Below are 23,718 nucleotides of genomic sequence, written 5' to 3'. Positions count from 1 at the left end.
GAAGCACCATGTTTCTACCCATTCTTGCCATCGTCTTCGGCTTAATGCTGCTGGTTTGGAGTGCCGACCGGTTTGTCGGTGGCGCGTCCTCAACGGCGCGTCATTTTGGCATGCCACCCTTATTGATCGGTATGGTCGTGGTGGGTTTCGGCACATCGGCCCCGGAAATGGTGGTCTCGGCGCTGGCAGCCAGTCAGGGAAACCCGGGCATCGCGCTGGGTAATGCCTATGGCTCGAACATTACCAACATCGCGTTGATTCTGGGCGTTACCGCGCTGATCAGCCCGATCGCTGTGCACTCTCAGGTACTGCGCAAAGAATTGCCGATTCTCATGGCGGTAACGGCTCTGGCTGCCTGGCAAATCTGGGATAGAACACTTACCCGGCTGGATGCGGTCGTGCTGGTTGCCGTGTTTGCGGGATTGATGGGCTGGACCATTCGACAAAGCCTGCGTCAGCCAACGGATGCTTTGGCAGCCGAGGTGGCACAAGAGCTGACGGCGCAACCCCTGCCGTTGAAGCGCGCCCTGATGTGGCTGGGTATTGGTCTGGTACTGTTGATTATCAGCTCACGCATTCTGGTTTGGGGGGCGGTGTCCATTGCTCAGAGTCTGGGTGTGAGTGATCTGATCATCGGTTTGACCATCGTGGCTGTTGGCACCTCACTACCTGAATTTGCCTCGTCGATTATCGCCGCCCGCAAAGGTGAGCATGACATCGCCATCGGCAACATCATCGGGTCAAACCTGTTCAACACCCTGGCGGTTGTCGGCATTGCCGGTTTAATCAGCCCCTTGTCGGTTGGTCCCGAAGTGTTCTCGCGTGACATCATGGTAATGGCCGGTCTGACACTGTTGCTGTTCCTGTTCGGCTATGGTTTCCGTGGCCCGGGGCGCATTAATCGGGTTGAAGGCGGAGCTTTGGTGGCGGCTTATGTTGCCTACACCGGATACCTGATCAGCACGATGTTCAGCTGATGAACCTGCGTCACAACCAACCCTTGTGCTTAAAGAACCAATAGGGGGCAATGCCGGAGGCCAGCATTAACACCAGTGCCATCGGGTAGCCCAGCATCCAGTTCAGTTCCGGCATGACATTGAAGTTCATGCCATAGATGCTGGCCACCAGGGTGGGTGGCAAAAACACCACCGCTGCGATGGAAAACGTCTTGATGATCTTGTTCTGATTGATGTTGATAAACCCCTGGGTGGAATCCATCAGAAAGTTGATCTTGTCGAACAGAAAGCTGGTGTGAGTCAGCAGGGTCTCGATGTCGTGCAGCACTTCATTGCACAGTTCCGAGGTGGAGAGCCGGCTGCGCACCTGGCGTTGCAGGAAGGTCAGGGAGCGTTGCGTATCCATCAGACACAGGCGGATCTTGCCATTGCTGTCTTCCAGCTTGGCCAGTTGGTCAATCGCCCATTCCAGGTCGGAATCCTCTTCTTCCAGAACCACCTTGCTGACGCTTTCCAGATCCCGGTGAATGTCTTCAATGAAGTCGGCCAGGTTCTCCACCTTCTGTTCGAAAATGGTCATCATCAGCTCGGATGGAGACGCGGCTTCAACCTGGCCGCGCCGAGCGCGCAAGCGCAGCAGGCGGAAGTCGGCGAGCTTGCCTTCGCGTACCGTGATCAGGCGTTTGGGTTGCAAAATAAACGCAACGGTCGCGGTTTTATGCCGGCCTTCCGAGTGGCTTAAAAACAGGGAGTGAACGTGAACGCCCTCGTCGTCTACAAAGTAGCGGGCGGACGATTCAATTTGTGACACATCACTGCTTTGCGGCAGATCCGAACGCATCAGCGCGTTAATCAGTTCGCGCTCGCCAGAATCGGGTTCGTGGGCGTCCAGCCAGTCGGCATCAGCAATGCTGCTTTCAGTGAGTTCATCGTTGGGTAACTGGTGAATGGTGTTCTGGTCGAGCTTAAACAGTCGCAACATGATGCAGAATCCTGAACGTCATACGGGTAGACCCACTGTACCGGGAACATCGTTCAAACTCACCTCTGGCGAGCGGTCAATGCATTGCCATGTGAACCCGGTGACATGCCGGCTGAATCAGGGCAGGGCACTGCGAATCGCGGCTCTCAGGGTTTCGATGCGCACGGGTTTTGGAATGAAACCATTCATCCCGGCAGCCGAACAAGCCCGGCGCTCTTCATCGATAACGGCCGCCGTAAGCGCGACAATGGGCAGAGTGTAGCCCAAAGAGCGAAGTTGCTGGGTGGCCGTAATGCCATCCATCTCGGGCATGTTAATGTCCATTAACACCAGATCGAAGGGTTTCTCTTTAATGCGGTTGATGGCAGCAAGCCCGGTATTCACTACTTCAACATCGGCCTCAAGGAACTGAACCATGCGTCGAATGATGATCTGGTTGGCCGGGTTGTCTTCGGCCACCAGAATGCACAGCCCGCTGGGAATGCCGAGCTGTGGTGCCTGGTCCGAATCTGCGCTGCTTTGAACCAGACGCACGGGAAGGTGCACGCTGACCTCGGTGCCTTTGCCGGACTGGCTTTCGATGTGAAAGCGGCCGTCCATCAGTTCCGCCAGCGATTTGCACACCGACAACCCAATACCCGAGCCTTCGTGCCCGCGGTTGCGCTCCGGGCTGATCTGGTAAAACGGAATACCGACGTTGGCCAGTTTCTCGTGCGGAATGCCAATACCGTTGTCGCTCACCTTAAAGTTGACGATGCCGGTCTCCGGCGTTTTTTGCTCGTAATGAACCGCCAGCTCTACTTTGCCGCTGTCGGTAAATTTAATGGCATTGGTCAACAGGTTGGACAGTATCTGGCGAATGCGCGCTGCGTCGGCCAGAACCAGGCCGGGCAGGTTGTCGTCTACCACACAGGCATACTCGAGTTGCTTGTCTTCCGCCTGCTGTTGCACCAGTACAAAGGAATCACGAACGGGCTCCCGCAGGTTGCAGGGGGCCAGATCAATATCGAGCCGGTTATTCTCGATTTTCGACAGATCCAGAATATCGGCGGTCAATCGTTCCATCGCGGCGGCAGACCGTTCGACCAGGTCGAGGTTTTCGAGCAATTCCGGGTCCTGGCTGCGTGCGCGCAGCAATGAGACGGTGCCAACAATGCCGTTCAGTGGGGTGCGCAGCTCGTGGCTCATGTTGGCCAAAAACAGGTTCTTGGCCCGGTTGGCTGATTCCGCCTCTTCTTTGGCGTGGGCCAGAATGGTTTCGGCTTCTTTTATGTCATCGATGTTGCGCGAGGAACCAAGCAAATACTGGTTGCCCTCATGCCACACAGGCACCAGCATGGTGTGAAAGTAGTGAACCGAGCCATCCGGGGCGACCCCGGCTTCTTCATAATAAATGGCTTTATCTTCACGCTGGCACTTGCGATAGCGTTCAATCTGCACCTTGTGATCCGGCAGAAAATCGGCAACCCGGGTGCCCGACAACTGATCGCTGGTGACACCAACGGCGGCTTCTAGAACCGGGTTGATGTTGTGGATGAAAAAGTCATCGTCTTTCACCAGTATCAGGAACATGGTGTCCCGGGTGTTTTGCCACATTCCCCGGAAAAACAGCTGCTCAATGACGTCCATGTTCAGCTTCTTCCCAGTAAGACAACGGCTGGTAAGGGCCCGGGTAGCCCATAGGCAGCAGCGCAGCCCGATAGGCTGCCAGAATGCTGGGTGTCAGCAACTGGGGAACGGCACTGAGCCCAATCAGGTGCAGGGTCGGTGCAGTCGGGCTCAGGTAGTCATTCAGGGTGGCATTTGAGAAGGGTACGCCGTCTTCGGTCACCCAGCACAAGCTGTCTGGCCCAACGGCCAGCGGGTGCGCCAGATCGTCGCGCCAGGCCATCATCGATTCGTTCAGGGCGTAGAGTGTCAGCCCCGGCTGGCCGTCGCTGGCCATTCGCACCTGGGTAATGTCAAAGCCCTGGGCGGTGTGGCTGTCGACTTGGGTCAACTTGCCGGTATAAAGGCAACGCATCCGGCTGCCAAAGTACTGCTGTAAGGCGGATACCGGGTCTGCTCCCTGCGCGCGCACCTGTTTCAGCAGGCGGCCGACGTCCATTGCCTGGCCGACCGAGCCTTGTACCGCCACTTTTCCCAGCTGGCTGGCGGTCGAAGGCCAGGTGGCAAAGGCACCGCTTGAGCCGAAACTGGCCTCGCTGACAATGCCGCGCGTCAGCGCATCGGCCTGCTCTGGCGATTGCACGGTAAGCTGGGCAGTGACCTGGTCGGCCTGGGTTTCGGTTTCATTACCCAGCAGGTAGGGCTGAGTGGCCGCGACGGCATTAAAAGTACTCATTGCCAGCGTAGACATGGCCCGGCCAGCGCCGTCGCCATTGAGCACAGGTATGCCCAATTGCGCGGCTGCCATCATCGGGATCAGGCTGTTCATGGGGCCGGTTTCGCCGGGAATCAGACACTCAATTGAGTATCCCAGCGCCTGCTCCAGGGCTTCAATCATGCGTTTGGGGGCGATGGTAAAGGGCGATTGGACCGACTCAGCCGCGTTGGGCGAGCCAATACCAGCGGTGGTTGCCACCCGGTAATTGCCGGGTACTTCAGCCCATTCCACCAGCGTTGGGTTCATGCCTTGCTGCTTCATGGTGGCCAGCAGACTGCGCGCCAGTGGCAGCGGGCCGCCGCCGCCGCTGCCCATAAAGGCGGCGCCTTCGATCAGGTTATCCAGGTCGTCAAAACTCAGTACGGTCGGCATCCCCATCCTCCGGGTTTTTGTTTGTAACGCTGGCCGCGACTCCTTCAGGCAAGTGCCCGGTCAAGGCCCCGCTACGGACAGCGTTTTAATGGGTGCTGAAGGATGTTTTTTGAGCATCCTGAGGCCAGTTTAGGGGGATGCAGCGTTCGGTACTAGTGAAAAATGCCCGGTACGACCCGGATCGATCAAATCAGGCCGTAGCGCAGGCTGATCACCACCAGAGTTGACGCGCCAATCAGGAGGTTCATGGGCAGGCCGACCTTCAGATAGTCGCTGAACCGGTAACCGCCTGGCCCCATGACCATGAGGTTTGTCTGGTAGCCGAGCGGGGTGGCGAAGCTGGCCGAGGCGGCCATCATCACAGCGATGATAAAGGGTTCGGCGGCTACGTTCGCGGCACTGGTAATCGACAGAACAATGGGCACCATCACCACGGCTGCGGCGTTGTTGGTGATGATTTCGGTCAGCACCGATACGGTAAAATACACCATGATCAGCATCAGCAGGGTATCGCCGCCACTCAGTGACACCAGCCACTGGGCGATTACTGCGGCCGCTCCGGTTATCTGCAGCGCGTTACCCAGTGCGAACGAGGCCGCAATGGTTAGCAGTACAGGCGCATCCAGGCTTTTCTGAATCTGGCTGACACGCAGGCAGCCGGTAGCAATCATGGCTGAGGCTCCCAGCAGCGCCGCATTGAGAATGCTCAGCAGGCCGAACGTGGCACTGAGAACCACGGCAGTCAGTATCACCCAGGCGAGGCCCGCTTTATCGTGACGCGGGCGCTCGGTCTCGAGATCGTTGATCAGCAGGAAATCCTGAGCGTAGTGCTGGCGGCTGACAAAAGCCGGCCGGGCTTCCAGCAACAGCACATCGCCCGCTTGCAGCCGAATGTTGCCCAGATTCCCCTGCACTCGTTTACCGTGACGGGCCACGGCCAGTACCACAGCGCCAAAGCGGTCCCGAAAGCGGGCATCGCGAATGGTCTGGCCAATGACATCAGACCGGGGCGAGAGCGCCGCTTCAACCAGACGGCGCTCGGCCCGGTGCTGGTCGAGGCTGGGCTCGTCATCGTGGGTGGAAGGCACAATGCCCTGAATGCGTAACAGGTCGGAAATGGCCTGGGTTTCCCCGGCAAATACCAGGCGGTCGCCGCCCATCAGTCGCTCTTCCGAAGGCACCGCCGTCACCACGCTGCCCTGGCGTTCAATCTCGACCAGATACAAGCGGTCGAGGTTACGCAAACCGGCCGAATCGACGGTTTTACCCACCAGGGGCCCGGTCGGGTTCACCCGCACTTCCAGCGTAAACTCCCGCAGTGAACCAAATTTCTGGGCATCCTGCCGCTCCGGTAGAACCCGGGGAAAGACCCAGATAATGGCGACCAGGCCAATCAGCGCCACGGGTAGGCCAATGGCGGTGATGGAAAACAGCGACAGTGAGGTATCACCGGTCAGATCCCGGTACAGGCCGTTGACCACCAGATTGGTGCTGGTGCCCATCAGCGTGAGAGTGCCACCCAGAATGGCGGCATAGCTCAGCGGAATCATCAGTTTGGACGGGGCAATGCCAATACGGCGGCACCAGGCGTGAATGGCCGGAATCAGCGTCGCAACGACGGGGGTGTTGTTCAGAAAGCCACTGAGCAGCGCGACCGGGAAGATAATGCGCGCCTGGGCGCTTCGGGTAGAGGCGGGCCGGCCCAGAAAGCGGTGCACCAGTACATCCACACCGCCCGAGTTATGAATGCCGGCGGCGACCACAAACAAGGCAGCCACGGTCATCACGCCGGTGTTGCTGAACCCGGCAAGGGCGGCTTCGGGGCTGATAATGCCGCTGGCACTGAGCACAATCATCACTGCCAGCATTACCCAATGCGGCGCATAACGACCGCTGGCCATCGCCGCCAGGGCGATCAATGCCAGTGCAATGGTGGCGCAGCCTTGCCAGGTCATTCAGGGGGTGCTCCCGCTCGGAAAACCCCAAGAGTAACCAAGGCCGATGATTCTATAAATGAATTAAAAAGAATCTACTGCTAACTAATTGGTATAAGGAGGCTGTCACTGAAACGGCTTGTCCTCTGCGCCTGATGTTATTCAGTCGAGGCGACTTCGGCTTTCTTGCGCTTGATCACCGGGTAGGCCACCGCTGTCAGGTGGGAACAGATGCGTTGCATATCGCGCAGTACGTCGATGAAGATCTGAGTCGACAGAAGGTTTTCCGAATGGTGGCCGCCCAACTGGTCGAGGTGAGCATGGCGCGCGGCCATGATTTCGGTACGGTAATTGCGCTTCACGGCGAGCAAGTCCTGGGCGAGGGTCAGGCTATCGCTCGTAAATACCGCTTGCGACAGACGAAACGCATCGACCAGCTCATCGTGCAATCGGTTGAGTACGGCTTTTTCTTCAGCATTGAACGCCACATTGTTGCGCACTTTGGTGCGCGCCTGGTGCATCAGACTGGCATCGATGATGTCGCCAATGTGTTCCAGGTTGGTCATGTAGATGATGATTTCACGGCGCAGCGGTTGCGTCGAATGGGAATGATCCGACTTATCGATCGACAGAATGTAATTCAGGGCTTCGCGATGCAGCCGGTCGATGTCGTCGTCGAGTTCACTGATCTGGCGGGCCAGATCCTTGTCGTCAAACGCATCCATGCTGTTGTTCAGCATGCGAAACACAACATCGGCAATGTGCATCGCCTCGTTGCGCACGTTGGCGATTGCCCGGCGCGGGTTGTGAATATCGTCAATGGCGAGGTAAATGGGCATCTCGTCTTCCTGCGACAAATCGGTGCCTTCTTCCTCGCCGGGGGCCGTGCGGCTGATCAGCGGCAGCAACCAGGGCAGGAACAGCAGGAGCAGCAGGCCGTTGATCAGATTCAATAGACTGTGCGCGACGACGACGCCAACAGAGCCGCCGGGCAGGAAGTCGCTCAGATGCCCGGCCGTCAGCGTCAACATCAGCAAACCAAGTACCATGGCGATACCGCGGAAGATCAGATTGCCGATCACCACCTGTCGGCCCTTGCGGTTCAGCGACCAGCCGGCGACCAAGGCGGGCATAGCACCGCCGAGGTTCGCACCCAGCAACATAAACAGCCCCGCATTCATGCTGATCGCATCGTCGCTGACAAACTGGGCAATCAGCAACACGCTGGCCAGGGTGGAGTGAATCAGCCAGGTCAGAATGGCCAGCATGGTAATGGCCAGTGCCGAGTCGGATTCTACCCGGTTGATGATCAGCGTCGTGATATCGCTGTGGCTCAGCATCGAGGTGGACTGGCCAATCAGATCAAGGGACAGCAACACCAGACCAACACCAATGGTAATGCGCCCGGTGTGTTTCCAGGCCCTGCTTGTGCTGTTTTTGAAAAAGACAAAACCGAGCAGTACCAGCGGTAACGCCAGCGCCTGAACATCGAGGTTGAGCAGAAACGCCGCCAGGCTGGCGCCGAATTCAGCGCCGAGTACGGTGGCCAGTGCCGCCGTAAGCGTCATCATGTTGGAGGCGGTAAAGCCGCCGACCATCAACACAACCGCCGTCGAGGATTGCAACAGAAACGCCGCGCTGACACCGCTGCTGAAGGCGAGTGGGCGATTGCGGGTGGTTTTGCGCAGCAGACGTTCCATGCGGCTGCCCAGCAGCCGGCTGAAACCGGTTTGGACCATGCGTATGCCCCACAGCAGCAGGGCAATGGCGCCGGCCAGTTGAATCAGAACACCCATGTTCCGTTATTGTCCCAGTGTTGTCGCCTGGCCTTTGGTTGCCAGCCAGGTCTGTATCAGTTCAGTCACCCCATCGCCCGAGGCAGAGGGTGTTATGGCTTTCGGGTGGTGCGTCATGTGCTCAAGGTGTCGGGCAATATTGGCAACGCCCACCGAGTTCGGGAAAAACTCGAACATGCTTTCATCGTTGGGGGCATCGCCGACGAAGACGACTTGCTGTTGCATCTGGGTATCGGTCAGTTGCCATTGCTCGGTTAGCATTCGGCGAGCCATGGCACCTTTATCGAAGGCACCGCGCCAGACATTGATGTGGATCGAGCTCTTTTTCACGCTGAACCCGGCCTGGCGCAGTGAGTGTACCACGGTGTCGGCCTGCACTGGCGTCAGACGAGTGTCCTGGTTGTAATCGATCGCGACATCAACGTGCCGGAACGATTGGTCTTTAGCGTACGTCACCTCAAACGGCAGTGCCAGCTTGTCGACCGTCTGCACGATGGCTGCCTGGTCCGCCCGGTGTGTTGCCAGGTCCTGCCAGTAGTGCCAGCGCGTGCGTTGCTCTGGGTCTTTGACGATATAAAAGCCACCGCTTTCGCCAATGACACCGGCCACTGGCCAGGTACGAATAATCTGGTCGCACCAGCCGGCGCAGCCACCGGTCACCGGAATAATATGAATGCCGGCGTCGGCCAGTGCCCAGAGCGCCTGGTAGGTTTGCGGCAGCAGTCGGCCGTGGGTGGTCAGGGTGTCGTCGACGTCGGTTAACAGGAACCGCGCCTGGCTAAAATCCAGAGTTTTCATTCGGTGGGGGTGACCTCTGTGTCAGTAGGAGCTGTATTTGAATCATCCGCCGGGTTGCCGGTTTCAAAAACGGTCAGTGCCGTGGGTCGCCAGTCGGACCGGCCGTCGGGGAGCTGATCGGTCACGAACCAGTCCAGGGCGGTAAAGGGGGCAACCCGGGCCAGCGCCTGGCGTTCCCATTTGCTGGCATCGGCAACCAGCACCCGGTGCCGGCTGTTATCGAGAATGGCGCGGCTGATCTGGGCTTCGCGCATGTCGAAATCCATCAGGCCGCGCTCCGGGTCGAGGCTGCCGGTGCCGATGAGGCCATAGTCGGCGTAGTAATCGGAAAAGAAGCGGGTGGTTTCCTGGCCCACCACATCATGGTCGTTGTGGCGCAGCTGACCGCCGGAGACAATGACATCGATGTTGGGGCAGTTGCACAGCAACGAGGCTATGTTGAGGTTGTTGGTCAGCACTTTCAGCCCCTGGTGCTGCGACAGCTCCCGCGCTACAAACTCCAGGGTGGTGCCGATGCCCAGAAATACCGAGGAGTTGTCCGGAATCATCGCCGCGACTTTGCGGGCCATGGATTGTTTGGCGAACTGGTTCAGCACCTGGCGTGACGTGAACGACAAATTGGACACCGAAGAGGGTAGGCTGACGCCGCCATAACGCCGTCGCAACAGCCCGCTTTCGCACAGCTGGTTGATGTCGCGTCGAATGGTTTGCGGCGTTACCCCAAACCGGTCAACCAGGGCATCCACTTCAAGATGCTCCTGCAGCTGTGCCCAGTCGAGAATGGCTTGTTGGCGTTCTGTGATTTTCATCGGCTCACGGTTCCGGTGCATAAACAGGGTTCAGGATGGCCACAACGAGCGCCAGTGTCCCCTTGTGGTGTTACCGGCTGGCGCCGAGCAACAGCGGGTCGTCGGTGATAATACCATCAACGCCCAGCTGCAGAAGGTGCGCTGCCCGCTCGGGCTCGTTTACGGTGTAGCAATACAGGTCGAGACCGCTGGTGCGAATCTGGCGTATCTGCTCTTCCGTCAGGTGGCGGTGGTCACAATGCACACTCACCAGATTCAGGTCTTCGGCAATCTCTGCCCAGTCTTTGGGAATACGCTCCCACAGATGGCCGCATTGCCAGTCGGGCCGCCAATGGTGCAACAAATTCAGCACCTCGGAGTTGAAACTCGAGATCAGCAGTTTGTCTGTGTCATGCCACTGAGTATCCAGCACCTTGATGGTATCGAACACAATTTGCTCGGGCGTGAACTCCGGGTAGACCTTGATCTCAAGGTTCAGGCCGAGCCCCAGCGCCTGAATATGATCCAGCGCCTGACTAAGCGTCGCCATGCGTTCACCGCTGTAGTCAGCCGAAAAATGGCTGCCGATATCCAGCGCTTTCACATCGTCCCAGCGCTGGTCGCACAGCCGGCCCCGGGCCGAGGTGAGTCGGCCGAGCTGGTCGTCGTGAAACATCACCAGAGTGCCATCACCCAGGCGGTTGACGTCGATTTCCACCCAGGGTGTGCCGATCTCGTAGGTTTTGGTCATCGCCCCGAGAGTATTTTCCGGTGCCAGTAACGAGGCACCGCGATGCGCGATCAGGCGGCTGGCTATCATGAACCCAACCTCTTGCCGGTGGCCTTGTCGAACAGGTGGCAACGCTCCCGGTCGACGCGTAAGGCCAGGCGATGGCCACGTTTGAATTGCTGCTTGCCAGGCTGCTCCGAGGTGATCAGCGATTCCGTACCCGGGAAATAGCCGTACAACAAGGTGTCTGCACCCAGGGGTTCAATCATGTCGACACTGAGCGTGAAGTCGGCTTCGGCTTCCTCGCAGGCTTCCATGTGTTCGGGGCGAATACCCAGCACCACGTCGAGGTCGTGCGCATCGGCAGGCAGGTTCGGGTCGTTCAGCTCCAGCACCACATCAGCTGACAGGGTTAGCCGGTTGCCGTTCAGGCTGGCGTCGAGAAAGTTCATGGCCGGTGAACCGAGAAAGCCCGCCACAAATTGCGTGGCCGGCTTTTCATAGAGTTCGATCGGCGGGCCAACCTGTTCGACGTTGCCTTCGTTCATCACCACCAACCGGTCAGCCAGAGTCATCGCTTCAACCTGATCGTGCGTCACATAAATAGCGGTGGTCGCAAATTCCTGCTGCAGGCGTTTTATTTCGATGCGCATCTGTACTCGCAGTTTGGCATCCAGGTTCGACAGTGGCTCGTCAAACAGAAACACCTTGGGGTTGCGCACAATGGCGCGGCCCATGGCAACACGCTGGCGTTGTCCGCCGGAAAGTTGGCCGGGTTTGTTATGCAGCAAATTGGTGATTTCAAGAATCTCGGCCGCTTTCTCGACCTTTTTCTGAATCTCGTCTTTGGGTACCTTACGGTTTTTCAGGCCATAGGCCATGTTCTGAAACACCGTCATGTGTGGGTAGAGTGCGTAATTCTGGAACACCATGGCGATGTCGCGCTCGGAAGGTTCCAGGTCATTCACGCGAACATCGTCGATGTAGAGGTCGCCGCCGGTAATGGTTTCCAGCCCGGCCACCATGCGCAGCGACGTGGATTTACCGCAACCGGAGGGCCCGACCAGTACCAGCATTTCGCCATCGGTAATATCGAGGTTCAAGTTCTCGATTGCCTGATGACCGTTGGCGTAGGTTTTGTTGATGTTTTTCAATGAAACTGTGGCCACGCTTAGTCCCCTTTATTTTTCCTGCTCAATCAGGCCTTTGACGAATAGTTTTTGCATGCCAAGCACCACAATAACTGGTGGCAGCATGGCCAGAATGGTGGTGGTCATAATGATATTCCACGGAATGTTGCCTTCACCGGCCGACATCAGGCGTTTGATCACCATGACGATGGTGTAGTAATTCTCATCGGTAGTAATCAGCAGCGGCCAGAGGTACTGGTTCCAGCCGTAGATAAACAAGATGACAAACAGGGCGGCAATGTTGTTGACTGACAAGGGCAACAAAATATCCTTGAAGAACTTGAATGGGCCAGCGCCGTCAATGCGTGCCGCTTCCATCAGCGAACTCGGCACCGACATGAAAAACTGCCGGAACAGAAAGGTTGCCGTCGCACTGGCGATCAACGGAATGGTCAGGCCGGCATAGGAGTTCAGCATCCCCAGGCTGGCGACCACTTCATAGGTTGGCAGAATGCGCACCTCCACCGGCAGCATCAGCGTTAGAAAAATCAGCCAAAAGCAGGTTTTGCGAAACGGAAACCGAAAATAGACGATGGCGTAGGCCGACAGAATGGAGATCACAATTTTACCCACGGCGATGACCATGGCCATAATAAAACTGTTCCACATCATCCACGAGGCCGACACACTGACACCGAGCACGCGTTCTTCATTGGTCAGCACACGCCGGAAGTTGCCAAACCCTTCCTCGCCAAACCACAACGGCATCAGACCAGAGACAAATTCGCTCGACGAATTGGTGGAAGCCACCAGGGCAATCCAGATCGGGAAGCCAATAATAAACACACCCAGAATCAGAACCAGGTGCCGGGTTACGGTAAGCCAGGGGCGATTCTCAACCATCAGTATTGCACCTTCTTCTCAACGTAACGGAACTGAACGACCGTCAGCGTAATCACAATAATCATCAGAATGACCGACTGGGCCGCCGAGCCACCCAGATCAAGCCCGACAAAGCCGTCTTCGTACACCTTGTACACCAGCGTTTTGGTCGAACTGCCTGGCCCGCCGAGGGTGGTGGCGTGAATCACACCGAAGGTTTCAAAGAAGGCATACACAATGTTCACCACCAGCAGGAAAAAAGCCGTAGGCGATAGCAGCGGAAACACAATTTGCCAGAACCGTTTGAACGGGCTGGCACCATCGATGGCCGCCGCTTCAATCAGCGAGCGGGGAATGGCCTGCAGGCCTGCCAGGAAAAACAGAAAGTTATAACTGATCTGCTTCCAGGCCGAGGCAATCACCACCACCGTCATTGCCTCACCGGAATTGACGTAGTGGTTCCAGTCATAACCGAAGGCGTCCATCCAGAACGGCAGCACACCCATGGATGGGTTGAACATGAGCCACCACAAGACGGCAGCAACAACCGGTGCCACGGCATAGGGCCAGATCAACAGCGTTTTATAGGCGGAAGCGCCTTTAACCACCCGGTCGGCCATGGCGGCGAGTAACAGCGCGAGAATCATACCGACCAGTGCGACCATGGCGCTGAACACAAAGGTAACGCGGACACTGTTCCAGTATTCCGGGTCTTCCAGCAAATAGATGAAGTTCTCGAACCAGACAAACTCCACCGAGAATCCAAAGGCATCTTCAATCAGAAACGATTGATAGAGCGCCTGACCCGCAGGCCAGATAAAGAACACCAGCGTGATAATCAGCTGGGGAGCAAGCAAAAAAAAGGGCAGCACTTTATGGCTGAAAACCGCATTGTCGTGCATGGTTTGGCTCGTTGCGCAAAAGTGAAAAAGGACGCCGGCACCTGCGGGTGAATTACTCGGGTGAACCGGCGTTAATAGAAGTCAGGAGACTCCTTAGTAATGTCATCTAGTTTCAGCTTTCGGAGTTCGCCGAAGATGCAAGCGGCGGGTGCCGGGTATGCTCCTGCGGGGTAGTCCGAAACATGGATGTTTCGGCCTAGGCCCGAGACGTCGGACGGCCACGGATGGATTTACGCCGACCCCGCAGGAGCATACCCGGTAGCCGGTGCGGCCCAGGGACTCCCAGCCGTCCCGAACTCCAATACTATCTTTAGCGATTGGCGCGCTCGAAACGACGCAGTTGGTCGTTGCCACGCGAAGTCGCTGTGTTCAGCGCTTCTTCAGCCGTCGCTTCGCCGTTCCAGACGGATTCGAGCGCTTCATCGATGATGCCGCGAATCTGCGGGAAGTTACCGAGGCGCAGGCCACGTGAATTAGCCGTTGGCTCGACAGCGGTCATCTGGTTGATTGAGGTGTCGGTGCCCGGGTTTTCACTGTAGAAACCCTGCTCTTCCGTCAGCTCAATGGCGTCATAGGTCACCGGCAGATAACCGGAGAACTGGTGCCAGTCGGCCTGAACTTCCGGCAGTGACAGGTAATCGAAGAAAGCCGCAACCGCTTCGTAATCAGCGTCATCGTGGCCTCGCAGTGTCCACAGGGTGGCGCCGCCGATGATGGTGTTCTGCGGGGTGTCGATGACCGATTCCCAGTACGGCAACTGGCTCACACCGAATTCAAACTGAGCGTTGCGATTGATGCCGGCATAACCCGCAGAAGACTCGGTGTACATGCCGCATTCTTCACTGTAGAACTTGGCAGAGCCTTCGTTGGTGCGGCCGGAATAGCTGAAAATGCCTTCCTGCTGCCATTCGCCCATTTGCTCGATGTGGGCAATCTGAACGTCGGAGTTGAACACCAGCTCGGTGTCCAGGCCGCCGAAGCCGTTTTGTTGGGTGGCAAACGGCACATTGTGACGAGCCGACAGGTTTTCCAGGTGGATCCAGGATTGCCAGGCCGTGGTGAAGCCACAGTCGTAACCGGCTTCGAGCAGCTTGTTGCCAAACTCATCCATTTCTTCCCAGGTGCGCGGGCCGCGATCGGGCAGGCCAGCCTCGGCGAACATGGCTTTGTTGTAGTACAGCACCGGCGTCGAGCTATTGAACGGCATGGACAGCATGTTGCCGTTTTCATCAGCGTAGTAGCCGGTAACGCTGCTCAGATAATCTTCCTGATTAAAGCCGTCGCTCAGCTCATCCATCATTTGATACATCGGGTAGATGGCGCCTTCAGCGGCCATCATGGTGGCGGTGCCGACTTCATAAACCTGCACGATTTCTGGCTGTTCACCGGAACGGAAGGCCGCAATGGCGCCGGTCATGGTGTCGTTGTAGTTGCCGCGGTAAGTGGCATTGACCACGTAGTCGGACTGAGAACCGTTGAATTCAGCAACGATCTCGTCGACTTTTTCACCCAAGGCGCCGCCCATGGCGTGCCAGAGTTCGATTTCAGTTTCGGCAAAAGCCTGGCTGGCGCCCAGAGCGCTGACCGCGAGGACTAGCAGTTTCTTGTTCATCAGACGTTCTCACTCTTTTTAGTGTGACTTGAGTTTGTTGTTCATGTTTTTTCGAACGAGCATTAAAAATAGCATCGAACGAAAATAATTGACAAGCGAATTCGACCATACAGGCAAAAAATGACAGTTTTATGATCGTTTGAGATTTATTTTCATCGCTTTATACATCTTTTGGTTCGAACGAACATAGCAGCGAAAATGCTCTGTTCAGTGTGAACTTCGTGCTGGGGCGGCTTTAATCCGGTCACGAGACCGGCTAAGGTTGGCGACCCGAATCCGGAACCGACGCAATGAAACTGCTGCACACCTCTGACTGGCACCTGGGCCGACAATTTCACAACCAGTCACTGCTGGCCGACCAGGCCGGGGTGCTCGATCAGGTCATCGACCATGTAGAAGCGGAACAGATCGACGTCGTGCTGATTTCCGGCGACATTTACGACCGGTCAGTTCCCCCGGCCGAAGCCGTCACTCTGCTCAATCAGACCCTGCGCCGGCTCTGCGTCGACCTGGACGTGCCGGTGATCATGATCAGTGGTAATCACGACAGCCCCGAGCGCCTGGGCTTCGGCGCCGGGCTGATGCAGGGTGCGGGTCTGCACATTCTCAGCGACCTGGCGCAGGTAGATACGCCGGTCATCATTCCGCACGCCGAGGGCGACGTGGCGTTTTACGGCATTCCTTATTGTCAGCCGGAGCATGTTCGGTCTGTCTTCGACGAAAACGTACGCAGCTTCGATGAGGCCCATACGTTTTTGGTCGAGCGCATTAAAGCGGCGTTTCAGCCGGGTCAGCGACGGGTGCTGTTATCCCACTGTTTCGTCAGCGGAGCTGAGGAAAGCGATTCGGAGCGGCCGCTTTCTCTGGGCGGTGCCGATACCGTTCGCTGGCAACCGATGCGCGATTTCGATTACGTTGCGCTCGGCCACCTGCACGCGCCCCAGTTCCGGGGCGAGGCCCACATCCGCTATTCCGGCTCACTGATGAAGTACAGCTTTTCGGAAGTGACGCAGAAAAAAGGCGTCACCCGGGTAGAGCTGCCAGCACAGGGTGAAGCAACCGTCACGGCCCTGCCACTCACACCCGAGCGGGATCTGCGCATCGTAGAAGGCGAGTTCGATACCCTGATGGCCGAGGGTAAAGATGACCCCCGCAGCGATGACTACCTGCTGGTGCGCCTTACCGATACCCGCGCCATACTCGATACCCTGAACCAGCTGCGTCAGGTTTACCCCCATGTGCTGCATTTGGAAAAACCGGGCCTCGCCCCCGACCGCCCAGCGCAGCTGGCCTCCCGCGAGCAATTGAAGCGCACTGAACTGGAGCTGTTCGCCGACTTCTTTGAACAAACCCAGGGCGAAGCCCTGAACGACGCCCAGCGCGAGGCGCTGAAATCCATCATTCAATCGGTGCACCAGAGCGAGGGCCAGGCATGAAGCCGCAGCGTCTCAGCATCAGCGCCTTTGGCCCCTTCGCGGGCGAAGAAGTGGTCGACTTCACCCGCTTTGGCGAGTCGGCCCTTTTTCTGATCAACGGCCCGACCGGCGCCGGTAAAAGCAGCCTGCTCGATGCCATCTGCTTCGCCCTCTATGGCGTGACCACCGGCGGCGAGCGCGAAGCCGCCAGCATGCGTTCCGACCAGGCACCGGATGACCTCGACACCTGCATTGTGTTTGACTTTCAACTCGGGGATACCCTCTACCGGATCGAGCGCACACCCATCCAGCAAGTCGCCAAAAAACGCGGCGAAGGCGTCACTACCCGCCAGGCCGATGCCAAATTATGGCGCATGCCCCCGGCTCTGCTGCCGACCTCGTTTGACGAACACCAAGCCGACTTGCTGCCCTTAAAAGGCATTCGCGAGATCAACGACGAGATTCAAACCCCCACCGGCCTGAATGCCGATCAGTTCCGACAGGTGATGGTGCTGCCCCAGGGCAAATTCCGCGAACTGCTGTTAGCTTCGTCGAACGACCGCGAAGCCATTTTCAGTCAGCTGTTTCAGACACACACCTTCAAAGCCATTGAAGACCGGCTGAAAGAGCAGGCGGCCGAGATCCGCAACCAACGTGACAAGCTGACCGAACGCCTGGCCGGGCATCTCGATTCGGCCGGCGTGGAGACGGCCGAAGCACTGGATGAACGCCTGGCAGAACTTGCGCCCGTAGTGGAAGCTGCACGCACCAAACAGGCCGACGCGCTCAAGGCCGAAGCCAACGCCCGGCGCGCGCACGAAGACAGCCAGGCACTGCAACAGCAGTTTGAGCAACTGGCCAAAGACCAGGCGGCCCGGCGCGACTGGGAAACCCAGGCCAAGGCAATCTCAGAAAAGGAAGCTCTGATCAGCGCGGCCCGACAGGCGGACAAACTGGGTCCGGTCTGGGAGCATCAGCAGCAGAGCCAGCGTAATGAGACCAAAGAGCAGGAAGCGCTCGCGCAACTGACGCAGGCAGTCACCGACCTGGAACAGCAAAAACCGGCCATCGACGCCGAACTCGCCGCTGCCAGAGACGCCCACGCCGGGGTCGATGCGCTGAAATCGGAACAGGACACCCTGACCCGGCTACGAAGCCAGAGCGAGCAATTGCGAGCGGGACAAGCTCGCCTCGCGCGCTCCCGTTCAACCGTTGAATGGTTCGACAAAGACGCCCGGGCCCGCAGCGAGCAGAAGGCCAGCCTGAACGCCCAGTTACAAAACCTGGAGCGCCAGATCGCGGAATCCGGTGATCTTTCTGCCGAGCAGTTGCGGTTGCAGCATCTGCTGGAGCGGCTGACTCGGCTGGGCAAGCTGAAACGCCGCTGGGTCGAGCTGGATGCAACGGCGACCAAGCAGCACGCCGAGGCCGACCGCTGGCAACAGGAACTGACCAGCGCCGAAGCCAGCGCCGATGCCCTGAGAACCGAGGCGCTAAAGCAAGAGCAGGCCTGGCATTTGGGTCAGGCAGCCCAGCTGGCGGCCCAGTTAAACGAAGGGCAGCCGTGCCCGGTGTGCGGCAGCGAAGCCCACCCACACCCGGCGCAAGCCGATGCCGAACCGGTTAGCCGGGAGCAGGTTGCCCAGGCGCGCACCGCACTGGAAACCCAGTTGGCCGCCGTCAGCAAGGCCCAGCAAGCCCGAGACCGGGCCCGCCATAGCGCGGAAGAGGCAAGCCAGCAAGCACAGCGGTTGCGGGAAGATCTGGAAGAGTACGCCGACCGGTCGATGGAAGACCTGGAACAGGACTACAAAACCAACCAGCGTACCCTCAAAACACTGCAGCAACAGGCCGAGGCCCTGGCAAACGCCAAAACCCAACTGGAAAGCACCCGCCAGGCCATCAGCCAGATCGACCAGCAAGACACGGAAGCCAGGCCATTGCGCGAGCAGGCCGTGAGTGAAAAAGCCGCCGCCGAGCAGGCGGTCGACAGCCTGGAGAAAGCGATTCCCGAGGCCTACCGGGAGTCGGGCGCACTGGAAGCCCGGCTAAGTGATGTTGCTCGGCATATTGAGCAGATCACCCAGCGCTGGGAACAGGCGCAGCAACAGCAAAACCGCTTCAGTGAGGCGCTGACCGCAGCCAAGGCACGGGTTTCGGACCAGAGCACCCGGCTGGCAGAGGCCAAACAGGGCCTGGAAGAGGCCCTAAAACGCTGGCAGTCCGCCCTGGAAGACAGCCCTTTCGACACAGAAGCCGACTTTACCCGGGCGCGTCACGACGAAGCCGAACTTGAGCAATGGCAACGCCAGATCGAGGAGCATCGCCAGGCCGGTGAAAAACTCATCTGGTCCATTCAGCAACAGGAAACCGCCCTGGCCGATAAAACGAGACCAGACCTAGCGCAGCTGGAAGCCGACTGGAAACAGACCCAGGTCGCGTTGGAAAGCGCAACCCGCCACTACGATGAACAGCAAGCCCTATTGAAAGCAGCCACTGACGTTAAAAAACGCATGGCCGAAACCCTGCAGAAAATCAAACAACTGGAAGCCGATTACGGCGTAACCGGCACCCTGGCCGAAGTCGCCAGCGGCAAAAATGGCCAGCGCATCAGCTTGCAGCGGTTCGTACTCAGCGTGCTGCTCGATGACGTGCTAATCGAAGCCAGCCACCGGCTGACCACCATGAGCAAAGGCCGCTACCAGCTGCTGCGACGGCAAGACAGAACCAAGGGTAACGTGGCTTCAGGGCTGGATCTGGATGTCGAAGACGCCTACACAGGCAAATCCCGACCGGTAAACACCCTCTCTGGCGGGGAAAGTTTCATGGCCGCGCTGGCCTTGGCGCTGGGGCTATCGGATGTGGTGCAGGCCTATGCGGGCGGGATTCGGCTGGATGCTTTGTTCATCGATGAAGGCTTTGGCTCATTGGACCCCGATTCACTGGATCTGGCCATCGAAACCTTGATGGAACTGCGCGCCAACGGACGCAGTGTGGGGATTATTTCGCATGTGTCGGAACTGAAGGAGCAGATACCGCAGCGCATAGATGTACGGCCTTCGCAGGCGGGCAGCAGAATCGATATTGTTGCGAATTAACCGGGCTTCAATTTAAGGCGGTTGCAAAGAAGACTAGCGGCGGTTACCGGGTGAGCCCCTGTGGGGTAGTCCACAACATGGACTAAAACGCCGGGAGCGTTTTAGCATGAGCGCAGCGAACCCGAAGGGTGAATCCCATGGATGGGATTCATATCATGTGGCCTAGGCCCCATGGACGGGTTCACGCCGACCCCACAGGGGCTTACCCGGTGGCCGCCGCGGGCCACTGCCGCAACACTAAACTTTAAACCGAGAAACCACCTGGTTCAGGCCTTCGGCCAACCGCGCCAGCTCTTTGCTGGAGGTCAGGGTTTCGTCGGCACCGGTCGCGTTCTGCACAGCAATGTCACGAATCGACACCAGGTTACGGTCGACTTCGCGCGCCACTTGAGCCTGCTCTTCAGCCGCACTGGCTGAAGCCGTGTTGCGCTCGTTGATCTTCTCGATCAGTGCGGCAATGGCCTGCAGGGCATCGCCCGCATCGCGCCCGGCTTCCAGCGTGTTGGTTGCGCTGGTGTTGCTGTCGCGCATGGCGGTCACCGCCTGGTCGGTGCCGGATTCAACCGCATCGATGATGGTTTCAATTTCTTTGGTGGAATCGGCTGTGCGGCTGGCCAGCGCCCGCACTTCATCGGCCACCACGGCAAAACCACGACCGGCTTCACCGGCACGGGCCGCTTCAATGGCCGCGTTCAGCGCCAGCAAATTGGTTTGTTCGGCAATGCCGCGAATCACGTCCAACACCGAACCGACGTCTGACACCTTCGACGCTAGGGCTTCCATGTTGCTGGCGGTATCGCCAATGGCTTTGGCCAACCGCTCAATAGCGGCGACGGTGCCGCTGACTTTTTCCAGGCCAAGCCGTGTCTGGGTTTCGGCCTCGTGAGATTCCTCGGCGGTGCCGCTGGCATTACTGGCGACCTCTTCAATGGCCGCCGTCAGTTCGTTTACCGCTGTGGCCGCCTGTTCAATTTCTTCATTCTGGCGCCGTAAGTTGCGAGTGCTGTCGTCGGTTACTGCGCTTAGTTCCTCTGAAGAAGACGCCAATTGCTCCGAACTGGAGCTGATTTGCGCCAGCGTCGCGCGCAGGGCGGTTTGCATGCGCGACATGGCGGCAACCAATTGGGTGACTTCGTCGCGGCCGCTGTTGGTGATGGAGGTGGTGAGGTCGTTGTCGGCAATGGCATCGGCCAGTATTACCGCCGAGCGCATAGGCCCGGTAATGCTGCGCGACAATACCAGAGCCGCGGCCGCCAGCAACGCAACCAGCACGGCCACAGCCGACCCGATGGTCATCAATGCCTGATCGTACACCCGGTCTGCCAGAGCTGAAGCCTGGTCTACCCGGTCACTTTCCAGTGAAATGAAGCGCCGTATCAGCGCGCTGATGTCGGAGCCGGCCGGGGCCATTTCATCGTTGCGCAGGTCGGCAACCATGGCAAACTGCCGGTCGTCAATGAAGCCGAACAACTGGTCAACCAGCGCCAGATAGGCGGTTTCCGCCGCTTCGTACTCTGCAAACGCCTCCCGGTCTGCCGCGTTGTCGATCAGCTCCAGGTAGGCCTGTTTGGTCGCTGCCATGTTGTCGAGCGCGTTTTGAGCCGCATCCCGAAACTCCTGCTGGCGCGAGCCCATCAGGTTGGTCACCACATTGCCCAGGTTAACCCGTAGCCGCAGGAACTCGCTGTTCAAATCCCCCAGCAATACCTGCTTGGGCACCAGCACTTCATCAATCTGGTTGATCTGCTGCTTCAGGTTGTTCAGCTGCAACAGGCTAAAGGCACCCAGCACTACAAACAAAACAGCGGCCAACACAAAGGTTAGGGTCAGACGAGTGCCAATGGACAGTTGTCGGATCATGGTTGTGCTCCAGGGGCTGGGGGAGTCGGGGGTACCGGGCCGGTTCGTTCCTGCGCGGTGTTCAGGAATTGTAATAGAGTTTAACGGCCACCGTTCCGTTTTCTTTATGGTTTAGTGGCGTTACGGGTGGGAATCAGCGGGCAGGTTCAGCAGGTAAGCGCACCAGCCCCGCTTGGTTTGAGCGGCGCTGGCGTAGAGGCAACAATGCCGTTCAGGCAGCGTCGCTATCTTTGGTTGGGTTTTGCTCAGTGTTGTCTTGCGCGGGGGCGTCGGCTGTGGGTTCCTCAATCTCCCCTTTCGCCGCCTTCTCAGCCGTCACCCGCAAGGCTTCCAGCTCTTCACGCAGCTTGGCTTCTTCCAGTTTCAGGTCTTCCGCTTTGGACTGGTCTTTCTCGACCGTTTTCAGAATGTTGATGGCTTCGGTGATGTCACCGGCTTCAATGCGGGCAATGGCATCGGCCTTGCGCTCTTCCAGAGACTCCACCTCAAGCAACTTTTCCAGCACTTTATCGAGTTTGTTGTTCAGCTTCTGGATGTCTTTGCCGGTGTTTTCCAAGGTTTTTCCTATCAGTTGATAATCCAAGGTACTGCTCCCATGAGTCGCCGCCCGCCGGGCCGTAATCGGCACCGGTCGTTGCAGGCGGGTTTGTCAAATCTATAACTGGATATTAATACAGTAGTTGCTCGGTAGCAATGCGCGTATCCCCGTTGCGCTCAGACACCGGAAAGTGTCGCAACTGGACAATTGAAAGACCGGCCAGGGGGTAAAGTTGGCTGGGAGCCTCTGAATAGTTTCCCTCTGGAGAGGTATTCAGAGGCTCCAGACGTTCCCAATCCCTCACAACAAAAAGGAACACGCCATGACCAGTAACGCAGGCAACCGCGGGGTGATTTATCAGGGCCCCGGTAAAGTTTCCATCGAATCCATCGCCTTTCCCGAACTTGCCCTGGGCAGTCGCCGTTGCGACCATGGCGTGATTCTGAAGGTGCTGACCACCAACATTTGCGGGTCGGACCAGCACATGGTGCGCGGCCGCACCACCGCACAGCCAGGCCTGGTGCTCGGCCATGAAATCACCGGTGAGATCATCGAATGTGGCCGGGATGTCGAGTTCCTGAAAGCGGGCGACATTGTCTCGGTCCCGTTCAACATTGCCTGCGGCCGTTGCCGCAACTGCAAGGAAGGCCGCACCGGCATCTGCCTGAACGTGAACCCGGCTCGCCCCGGCGCTGCTTACGGCTATGTTGATATGGGCGGCTGGGTCGGTGGCCAGGCCGAATACGTCATGGTGCCTTACGCCGACTTCAACCTGCTCAAGTTCCCGGACCGTGACCAGGCCAAAGAGAAAATCCAGGACCTGACCCTGCTGTCAGACATATTCCCCACCGGTTTCCACGGTTGTGTGACGGCGGGCGTCGGCCCTGGTTCTACGGTTTACATCGCCGGTGCAGGCCCTGTGGGGCTGGCAGCCGCAGCGAGTGCTCGCTTGCTGGGCGCTGCCTGCGTGATCGTCGGCGACATGATCGACGAGCGCCTCGACCAGGCGCGCAGCTTTGGCTGCGAAGTCATCGACCTGAAACAGGATGCCGAGCTGCCCGACATGCTTGAGCAGATTCTGGGTGAACCGGAAGTCGACTGCTTTGTCGATTGCGTGGGCTTCGAAGCGCATGCCTGTGGTCACAACCACGCTCATGAGCAGCCAGCGACGGTGCTGAACTCCGCGATGAGCGTCACCCGCGCCGGTGGCCAGATTGGGATTCCCGGTCTGTACGTGACCGACGACCCGGGTGCTGCCGAAGAGGCGGCCCAGAAAGGGGCGCTGAGCATGCGTTTCGGATTGGGCTGGGCGAAATCCCACTCCTTCCATACCGGGCAATGCCCGGTGATGAAATACCACCGCGCCCTGATGCAGGCGATTCTGTTCGACCGGGTGCACATTGCCAAGGCGGTCAACGTGCAGATGATCAACCTGGATCAGGCACCCAAAGGCTATGCCGATTTCGACGGCGGCGCCGCGAAGAAATTCGTGATCGACCCGCACGGGTCATTCGCGGCCTGAGAATCAGGGTTACCAGT

Annotated in this window: 18 protein-coding genes; 4 read left to right on the top strand and 14 right to left on the bottom strand. The window is 58.3% G+C overall.

Going from position 1 to position 23,718, the window contains the following annotated elements; translation table 11 throughout:
• Window positions 1–8: 8 nt before the first annotated feature.
• Window positions 9–977: a calcium/sodium antiporter gene (locus EP166_RS10065; protein ID WP_127556683.1), complete on the top strand. Its 969-nt coding sequence runs from the start codon at window positions 9–11 to the stop codon at window positions 975–977.
• 10 nt (window positions 978–987) lie between these two features.
• Here EP166_RS10065 and corA read toward each other — a convergent pair whose 3' ends face one another.
• The 12 genes from corA to ugpB all read right to left on the bottom strand — a co-directional run bounded on the left by corA (window position 988) and on the right by ugpB (window position 15,268).
• Window positions 988–1,938, bottom strand: coding sequence for a magnesium/cobalt transporter CorA (corA, locus tag EP166_RS10060; protein ID WP_127556682.1), 951 nt, complete (start codon window positions 1,936–1,938; stop codon window positions 988–990).
• A gap of 117 nt (window positions 1,939–2,055) precedes the next feature.
• Window positions 2,056–3,567: an ATP-binding protein gene (locus tag EP166_RS10055; protein WP_127556681.1), complete on the bottom strand. Its 1,512-nt coding sequence runs from the start codon at window positions 3,565–3,567 to the stop codon at window positions 2,056–2,058.
• On the bottom strand, window positions 3,554–4,696 hold the full coding sequence (locus EP166_RS10050) for an S-methyl thiohydantoin desulfurase family protein (RefSeq protein ID WP_164743894.1): 1,143 nt from the start codon (window positions 4,694–4,696) through the stop codon (window positions 3,554–3,556). Before EP166_RS10050 ends, EP166_RS10055 begins: the two co-directional genes overlap by 14 nt.
• Before the next feature lie 185 nt (window positions 4,697–4,881).
• Window positions 4,882–6,651, bottom strand: a complete 1,770-nt coding sequence (locus tag EP166_RS10045) for an SLC13 family permease (protein WP_127556679.1) — start codon at window positions 6,649–6,651, stop codon at window positions 4,882–4,884.
• Window positions 6,652–6,788: 137 nt separating this feature from the next.
• Complete coding sequence (locus EP166_RS10040) at window positions 6,789–8,426, bottom strand: Na/Pi cotransporter family protein (protein WP_127556678.1); 1,638 nt, start codon at window positions 8,424–8,426, stop codon at window positions 6,789–6,791.
• A gap of 6 nt (window positions 8,427–8,432) precedes the next feature.
• Window positions 8,433–9,224 (bottom strand): HAD-IIB family hydrolase, encoded by a 792-nt coding sequence (locus EP166_RS10035; protein WP_127556677.1) that lies wholly within the window; start codon window positions 9,222–9,224, stop codon window positions 8,433–8,435.
• Window positions 9,221–10,033: a DeoR/GlpR family DNA-binding transcription regulator gene (locus tag EP166_RS10030; protein ID WP_127556676.1), complete on the bottom strand. Its 813-nt coding sequence runs from the start codon at window positions 10,031–10,033 to the stop codon at window positions 9,221–9,223. The genes EP166_RS10035 and EP166_RS10030 overlap by 4 nt, the downstream gene beginning before the upstream one ends.
• Before the next feature lie 70 nt (window positions 10,034–10,103).
• A complete protein-coding gene (locus tag EP166_RS10025) occupies window positions 10,104–10,832 on the bottom strand; it encodes a glycerophosphodiester phosphodiesterase family protein (protein WP_127556675.1) in 729 nt (242 codons plus the stop codon).
• Window positions 10,829–11,911 carry a sn-glycerol-3-phosphate import ATP-binding protein UgpC gene (locus EP166_RS10020; protein WP_127556674.1) on the bottom strand — a complete coding sequence of 361 codons (1,083 nt, stop codon included), beginning with the start codon at window positions 11,909–11,911 and terminating at the stop codon, window positions 10,829–10,831. Before EP166_RS10020 ends, EP166_RS10025 begins: the two co-directional genes overlap by 4 nt.
• Before the next feature lie 12 nt (window positions 11,912–11,923).
• Entirely contained in the window at window positions 11,924–12,775 is an 852-nt protein-coding gene (ugpE, locus tag EP166_RS10015) for a sn-glycerol-3-phosphate ABC transporter permease UgpE (RefSeq protein ID WP_127556673.1), read from the bottom strand.
• Window positions 12,775–13,656 (bottom strand): sn-glycerol-3-phosphate ABC transporter permease UgpA, encoded by an 882-nt coding sequence (ugpA, locus tag EP166_RS10010; protein ID WP_127556672.1) that lies wholly within the window; start codon window positions 13,654–13,656, stop codon window positions 12,775–12,777. The genes ugpE and ugpA overlap by 1 nt, the downstream gene beginning before the upstream one ends.
• A gap of 310 nt (window positions 13,657–13,966) precedes the next feature.
• Window positions 13,967–15,268, bottom strand: coding sequence for a sn-glycerol-3-phosphate ABC transporter substrate-binding protein UgpB (ugpB, locus tag EP166_RS10005; protein WP_127556671.1), 1,302 nt, complete (start codon window positions 15,266–15,268; stop codon window positions 13,967–13,969).
• Window positions 15,269–15,558: 290 nt separating this feature from the next.
• On the opposite strand from ugpB, the gene EP166_RS10000 reads away from it, so the two are divergent.
• Together EP166_RS10000 and EP166_RS09995 are read left to right on the top strand one after the other, a co-directional pair.
• On the top strand, window positions 15,559–16,704 hold the full coding sequence (locus EP166_RS10000; protein ID WP_127556670.1) for an exonuclease SbcCD subunit D: 1,146 nt from the start codon (window positions 15,559–15,561) through the stop codon (window positions 16,702–16,704).
• A complete protein-coding gene (locus tag EP166_RS09995; protein ID WP_127556669.1) occupies window positions 16,701–19,781 on the top strand; it encodes an AAA family ATPase in 3,081 nt (1,026 codons plus the stop codon). Before EP166_RS10000 ends, EP166_RS09995 begins: the two co-directional genes overlap by 4 nt.
• Window positions 19,782–20,018: 237 nt before the next feature.
• On the opposite strand, the gene EP166_RS09990 is transcribed toward EP166_RS09995, so the two are convergent.
• Together EP166_RS09990 and EP166_RS09985 are read right to left on the bottom strand one after the other, a co-directional pair.
• The gene (locus tag EP166_RS09990; RefSeq protein ID WP_127556668.1) at window positions 20,019–21,641 is read right to left on the bottom strand and encodes a methyl-accepting chemotaxis protein; all 1,623 of its coding nucleotides are present in this window, start codon (window positions 21,639–21,641) and stop codon (window positions 20,019–20,021) included.
• A 211-nt stretch (window positions 21,642–21,852) separates the two neighbouring features.
• A complete protein-coding gene (locus EP166_RS09985) occupies window positions 21,853–22,224 on the bottom strand; it encodes a hypothetical protein (RefSeq protein WP_127556667.1) in 372 nt (123 codons plus the stop codon).
• A gap of 277 nt (window positions 22,225–22,501) precedes the next feature.
• Between EP166_RS09985 and fdhA the strand changes: the two genes are divergently transcribed.
• The gene (fdhA, locus tag EP166_RS09980; protein ID WP_127556666.1) at window positions 22,502–23,701 is read left to right on the top strand and encodes a formaldehyde dehydrogenase, glutathione-independent; all 1,200 of its coding nucleotides are present in this window, start codon (window positions 22,502–22,504) and stop codon (window positions 23,699–23,701) included.
• Window positions 23,702–23,718: the final 17 nt, after the last annotated feature.

The organism is Saccharospirillum alexandrii, assembly GCF_004000275.1.
GTDB lineage: Bacteria > Pseudomonadota > Gammaproteobacteria > Pseudomonadales > Natronospirillaceae > Saccharospirillum > Saccharospirillum alexandrii.
The sequence above is the reverse complement of the archived record's forward strand: the minus strand, read 5'-3'. Positions and strand labels throughout refer to the sequence as shown.